Below are 6,837 nucleotides of genomic sequence, written 5' to 3'. Positions count from 1 at the left end.
ACAGGTTTTATAAGTTTTTTTATTTTTTGTAAAAAATTTATTCAAAAAATAAGAAAAATTTAATAAAAAGGAGAAAAAGAAAAATCTTAAATATGTTATAATTTATTAAGAAGTATAATATTTCAAAAAAATAAATAAATTTTTTTATTTAAAAAAATAATATTAATTTTTTTAACATTTCTAAATTTTTTAATAAAATTAATATTACTTTTTTAACGATATGATTTCTATAATTAAATACTATAACTTAATTTATGTTAAAATACAAAAATATAATTAATGAACTGAGGTGAATAAATGACATCTGATTTAGAACAAATTTTTGAAAATTCTGATTTATATTCTAAATTATTCAATAATAATATCAAAAATATAAAAGAACTTATTTTAAAAAAACCTAAAAAATATCAAGATTTTACTTTAACTGAATTAAATAAAATAGCAGATAAAACAAAAGTAAATTTATACGGAATTATAACAAAAGAACCTGTTGTTGTCAGAAATTTTTTTAAAAAAAATGCTAAAATGTTCCATATATTAACAAGTCGAAATACAGAATTCAAAGTAATTATTTTTAATAATTTTTTTTTTAAAATTTTAGAATATAATAAAAAAATATTTATTAAAGGTACTTATTATAATAGATATAATACAATTATAGCTTCTTTTATTACTTTAGAAGTTAATATAGAAAACAAAATTAAACCTATTTATAATTTAAAAAATATTTCTGATGAGTCTTTGCAAAAATTAATAAAAAAAATTTTTCAATCTCCTAAATTTAAAATTAAAGAAACTTTAGATATAAGAATTTTAAAAAAATATAATTTAATAAATAGGAAAGAGGCTTTCCGAAATCTTCATCTTCCTGAAAATAAACAAATGTTGTATAAAGCAATCCAAAGATTTAAATACGAAGAAGCTTTTATTATAATGAAAAAATGGTTTAGAAAAAAAGAACAATTACCTTCTAAAATTCCTATAAAATGTAATATAAGTTATGTAAAGCAAATGATTAAAAAAATTCCTTTTCAATTAACTTTAAATCAAAAAAAAATAGTTAATGAAATTTATTCTGATTTTAAAAAAGATTATCCTACTCAAAGATTAATTCAAGGGGATGTTGGTTCTGGAAAGACAATTACAGTTTTTATAGCTGCTTTAGGAATAATTAATTTAAATAAACAAGTTTTAATGATGGCTCCTACAGAAATTTTAGCCAAACAACATTATTTAAATTTTCAAAAACTTTTTCCAGAAATAGATTCTATTATTATAACTTCTAAAAGTAAAACTAAGAAATTTGATCAAGAACAGATTAAACAAAATAAATACAAAATGATTTTCGGGACTCATTTATTAGCTAATATAGATTTTTTTCAATTAGGTTTGATTATAATAGATGAAACTCATAAATTCGGAACAGATCTAAAAAATAAAACTATCGCTCAAGATTTAACATCAGATATTTTATATCTTACAGCGACGCCTATTCCGAAGACTTTGGCACTTATTTATTCTGGATTATTAAATATTTCTTTATTAATTGAAAAACCTTATAATAAAAATAATATTATTACTAAAAAATGTTCTTTTGAAATGATTATACCTTTATTAAAAAAAAATCAGTCACGTAATGAACAAAGTTATATTACAGTTCCTGCTATAAAAGATAATAAAAAAAATTTTAATATTGAAAATATGACTATTTTTTTAGAGAAACAAAAAATAGAGCATCTTTATATTTTGCACAGCAAACAAACAACAGACCAGCAAGAAGAAAATATTCAAAATTTTATAAAAAATAAACAAGGTATTTTGCTAGCCACTTCTATTATTGAAGTAGGAATTGATATCGAAAACGTTACAACTATTATTATTTTAGGAGCAGAATATTTTGGTCTAAGTCAATTACATCAATTAAGAGGAAGAGTAGGAAGGAATAATAAACAAAATTATTGTTTTTTAGTTTCTACAAAAGATAACGAACGTTTAAAAATATTAGAAAAAGAAAATAATGTCGCTAAATTAAGTGATTTTGATCTTTGTACAAGAGGACCAGGAGATTTTTTAGGGAAAGAACAAAGCGGTTTTTTTAAATTTCAATTTTTAAATATAAAAAAAGATTATATTATTTTAAATCAAATTAAAAAAGATTTTGAATATTTATCAAATTAAATAATAAAAGGTATATTAATAAAAATGATTAAATTAGCAATAGATGCTATGGGTGGAGATTTAGCCCCTGAGAAAGTGATCAAAGGAATTGTAATGGCTTTATCTCAAGAAGAAAATTTATATATTTGTTTATATGGTGATCAAGAAAAAATAAATTACATAATAGAAAATAAAATTTCTTCTTCAGTTTATAAAACAGTAAAAGATCGAATAAATATTATTCATACTCCTTTTTTTCTTAAAATGGATATAAAAAATATAAGAGAAGAATTTAGAGATTGTCCTAACCATTCTATGTTTTTAGCTTTAAAAGCAGCTAAAGAAAACGAAGTAGATGGAGTTGTTTCAGCAGGACCTACTCAAGCTTTAGTTTTATCAAGTTTTTTAATAATTAGAACTATGAAGTCAATTTCCAGAATAGCTTTAGCTCCTATTTTTAAAACTTTTGATAATAAAACAAAAATTTTAATAGATGCTGGAGCGAATATCGAAATCGAACCAGAAAATTTATTAAAATTGACTGTTTATGCTTCATTAGTAGCTAAAGAATTTTTAGAAATTGACCAACCTATAGTAAAATTATTAAATATAGGGATTGAAAAAAATAAAGGAAGAGATTTCGAAAGAAAGCTTTATGATTTATTAGAAAAAGATAATCGAATAATTTTTAAAGGAAATGAAGAGTCTAAAAATGTTTTCAATACTGAAGCAGATATTTTATTAAGCGATGCTTTTACATCTAATATGGTTTTAAAAAGTTATGAAGGAGCTTTTAAAAATTTATTTCAATCCATTAAAGAAGTTATGACTGAAAATTGGTTCAAAAAAATTATGAGCAAAATTTTATTTTCTAAAAAATTAAAAAAAATAAAACAAAAAATAGATTCTAAAGAAATAGGTGGAGCGATCTTGTTAGGTTTAAATAAAATTGTAATTAAAGCGCATGGTGATTCTAATGAATATGCTTTTTGCAAAGCAATTTTTCAAGCTAAAATTTTAATTGAAAAAAATTTTTTAACTAAAATTACAAAAAAATTAATATAAAAAAAGAGTAATTATGCATTTAAAAAAATTATTTAGAAGATTAAATATTAAACCTAAAAATATTAAGATATATATTAACGCTTTAACACATAGTTCTTATGCTAACGAACATCATTTTAGAAAAAATAATAACGAAAGATTAGAATTTTTAGGAGATGCTATTATTAATTTTTTAATGGCCAGTTATTTATATAACAAAAATAAAGATAATGAAGGTATTATGACTAAAAAAAGAGCGCAAGCTGTTTGTATCGATTCTTTATTAATTTATGCTAAAGAAATAGAATTAAAGAATTATATTTTGTTAGGTAAAGGTGAAAAGAAAAGATATGACAATAATTATTCTATCATAGCAGACGCTTTCGAAGCTTTATTTGGAGCTATTTATTTAGATTTAGGATATGATCAAGCAGAAAAAACTTTTCAATATATTGTGTTGCCTTATTTAAACAAAATTATCAATATTATAGATTTTAAAACTAAATTACAAGAATTAATTCAAACTAATAAACAAAATATCCATTATAAAATTATTGCTGAACAAGGTTTAGCCCATGAAAAAGAATTTATAACTGAAGTATATTTGGAAAATATTTTTTTAGGAAGAGGTTTAGGAAAAACTAAAAAAGCTTCTGAACAAAAAGCAGCGCAAGAAGCTTTGATTAAAATAGCAAAAGAAAGGAATATACCAAATGTTTAAAATTCTTTATGAAGAAGGTTATTTAAATATTGAAAAAATTTTAATTCGTGAATATCATAAAATGAATTTAACATTTCAAGAAATGATGGTTTTAATTTATTTATTTGATTGTTATGAACATAAACATTTTTCTTCTGTATTTTTAGCCAAAAAAATGAATTTGTCTAAAAATGAAGTAGAAAATATTTTAGAAAAATTAATTCAAAAAGATTTTTTTTTCTTATCACAAGAGAAAAAAAATGATAAATTAATAGAAATTTTTAATTTAGATAATACTTTTTTAAAATTAGAACAAATTTATTTAGAAAAAGATAAAAATGTTCAAATTAAAAAACAAAATAAATATATAAGTGAAACTATAGAACAAATAGAAAAATTAAAAGGTGAAAATTTAGCTTCATATGAACTAGAAATTATTAAAAATTGGTATTTAGAAAAAAAATATTCTGACAAAGATATAAAAAGATCTATAAATATAGCTTGCGCAAATCAAAAAAAATCAATTTATTATATAGATAGAATTTTAGGCCACGAAAATAATTTAAAAATAGAAAATAACGATAAAGCAGATAAAATTCTTCATAAAATTTTTAATAAAATTAAATAATTTAAAATATAACAAATATAATAAAATATGTTATAATGATATTGAATCTAAGAAAAGATTTAATAAAATGTATCTACATTTTAAATAACGTATAAATTATTAATTTTAATGAGAGGAAAGAAAAAAATGCAACAAAAAGAAAGTTTTTTAAAAACTAAAAAAGGCAAAATAGTTGTTGGTTCAGTTGTTGGTTCAGTTGTTGGTTTATTAGCAATTTTAGTAATTTGTTATATTATAGGATGTTGGCCATTCAGCAATCCATCAATTACTGACTATGTAGACAAATTTGGAGTTGAAGTTAAAGCATTAGTAACAGATAAAGCAGAAGATGATAAAACAAAAAATAACACAATAGTAACAAACGTAGAAACAAAAATTAACACTTTAAAAACAAAAGTAGAACAAGCTAATGAAAAAAGAGCTACAGATAAAAAAATTAAAAAAGATATTTTTGACGAAATAGACAATTTAAAAACAGCAGCTGGACTATTAAAAGACAAAGAAACAAAATTAAAATTTAAAGAAGAAGCTGACAAATTCACACCAAAAGTCGAAGCATTAGTAACTAATTTAAAAACTGAGATTAACAAATAATTTCGACAATAATATTAATTAATATTATTTAAAAATAAAAAAAACATTCAAAATATTCAATTTTGAATGTTTTTTTTATTTTATATTTGAATAAAATTGTAAAGATGCTCTTATAAAGTCTTTAAATAAAGGATGTGGTTTAAAAGGTCTTGATAAAAATTCAGAATGAAACTGAACTCCTATAAACCAAATATGTTTTTTTAATTCTATAACTTCAGGTAATTGTTCTTCATTATTCATTCCTGAAATAATAAAATTATCGTCTTTATCAAAAAGCGAAATATACTCCATATTCATCTCATAACGATGTCTATGTCTTTCATGAATAATTTCTTTTTGAAAAATTTCATAACTTTTAGTATTTTTCTTTAAACAACAAGAGTATAATCCTAATCTTAAAGTTCCTCCTAATAGACGGTCTTTTATTTTTTGAGTTATTAAAGGAAGTGAAGTATTAATATCAATTTCTGTAGAATTAGCTTTATCTAATTTTAAAACATTTCTAGCATATTCAATAACCATTAATTGCATTCCTAAACAAATACCAAAAATAGGAATATTATTTATACGAGCGTACTGAATAGCTTGTATTTTTCCTTGGCAAGCTCTTGCACCAAAACCACCTGGAATTAAAATACCATGACAATCACTTAATAAAGAAGCTATATTCTTATCATTGACATTTTCTGCATCAATCCACTTAATTTTAATATTAGTATTATTATAATAAGAAGCGTGTTTTAAAGCCTCTATTATAGATAAATAAGAATCATGTACCGAAATATACTTACCTACTAAACCAATAGTAATTTTACTTTTTAAATTTTCAATTTTATAAATTAAATTTTTCCATGAAGATATATCTGATTTTTTTAAATTTTTTATTTGAAAATGATCTAAAATAAAATCATCTATTTTTTGTTCATTTAAATTAATAATAATTTTATATAAAATATCTACATCAATATTTTCGAAAATAGCATTTTCTCTTACATCGCATAAAATAGAAATTTTTTTCTTAATTTCATCGGAAATAGTTTGTTCGCTTCTCAAAATCAAAATTTGAGGTTGAATACCTAAAGATCTTAATTCTTTAATACTATGTTGAGTAGGTTTAGTTTTTGTTTCTTTAGAGGCTTTTAAATAAGGAATTAAAGTGTTATGAATATAAAGAGTATTATGAAATCCTAAGTCATAACGAACTTGTCTAATAGACTCTAAAAAAGGTAAGGATTCGATATCACCTACTGTACCGCCGATTTCGACAATAATAATATCATAATCATTAGTAGTACTTTTTATTTCTAAAATCCTTTTTTTGATTTCATTAGTAATATGAGGAATAACTTGAATAGTTTGTCCTAAATATTCCCCTTGTCTTTCTTTATTGATTACATGTTGATAAACTTGTCCTGTAGTCACATTAGATTCTCTTGATAAATTTTCATCTAAAAATCTTTCATAATGACCCAAATCTAAATCTGTTTCGGCTCCATCATTAGTCACAAAAACTTCTCCGTGTTGAATAGGATTCATAGTACCAGAATCAATATTGATATAAGGATCAATTTTTTTCATAAAAACTTTTAATCCACGTTTTTTTAAAATTTGACCTACAGCAGCACCAATAATACCTTTTCCTAAGCCAGAAACTACTCCTCCAGTAATAAAAATAAATTTTTGCTCTTTTTTTTTATTATTCATTTTTAATTTC

General features: G+C 21.8%; 6 protein-coding genes. 5 read left to right on the top strand and 1 reads right to left on the bottom strand.

Annotation, left to right across the window (positions count from 1 at the left end; all coding sequences use genetic code 11):
• The first annotated feature begins 297 nt into the window (after positions 1-297).
• From KTO59_RS01245 to KTO59_RS01225, 5 genes are all read left to right on the top strand, one after another.
• Positions 298-2,178: a DEAD/DEAH box helicase gene (locus KTO59_RS01245; protein WP_284928256.1), complete on the top strand. Its 1,881-nt coding sequence runs from the start codon at positions 298-300 to the stop codon at positions 2,176-2,178.
• A 24-nt stretch (positions 2,179-2,202) separates the two neighbouring features.
• Positions 2,203-3,222 (top strand): phosphate acyltransferase PlsX, encoded by a 1,020-nt coding sequence (gene plsX, locus KTO59_RS01240; protein ID WP_284928255.1) that lies wholly within the window; start codon positions 2,203-2,205, stop codon positions 3,220-3,222.
• 13 nt (positions 3,223-3,235) lie between these two features.
• Positions 3,236-3,922, top strand: coding sequence for a ribonuclease III (gene rnc, locus KTO59_RS01235; protein WP_225696066.1), 687 nt, complete (start codon positions 3,236-3,238; stop codon positions 3,920-3,922).
• Entirely contained in the window at positions 3,915-4,529 is a 615-nt protein-coding gene (locus KTO59_RS01230; RefSeq protein ID WP_284928254.1) for a DnaD domain protein, read from the top strand. The genes rnc and KTO59_RS01230 overlap by 8 nt, the downstream gene beginning before the upstream one ends.
• A gap of 126 nt (positions 4,530-4,655) precedes the next feature.
• On the top strand, positions 4,656-5,123 hold the full coding sequence (locus KTO59_RS01225; RefSeq protein ID WP_284928253.1) for a hypothetical protein: 468 nt from the start codon (positions 4,656-4,658) through the stop codon (positions 5,121-5,123).
• Between the two features lie 75 nt (positions 5,124-5,198).
• Here KTO59_RS01225 and KTO59_RS01220 read toward each other — a convergent pair whose 3' ends face one another.
• The gene (locus tag KTO59_RS01220) at positions 5,199-6,827 is read right to left on the bottom strand and encodes a CTP synthase (RefSeq protein WP_225696069.1); all 1,629 of its coding nucleotides are present in this window, start codon (positions 6,825-6,827) and stop codon (positions 5,199-5,201) included.
• Positions 6,828-6,837: the final 10 nt, after the last annotated feature.

The organism is Candidatus Phytoplasma sp. AldY-WA1 (genome assembly GCF_020312115.2).
GTDB lineage: Bacteria > Bacillota_I > Bacilli_A > Acholeplasmatales > Acholeplasmataceae > Phytoplasma > Phytoplasma vitis.
This window is presented reverse-complemented; position numbering and strand designations above follow the sequence as displayed.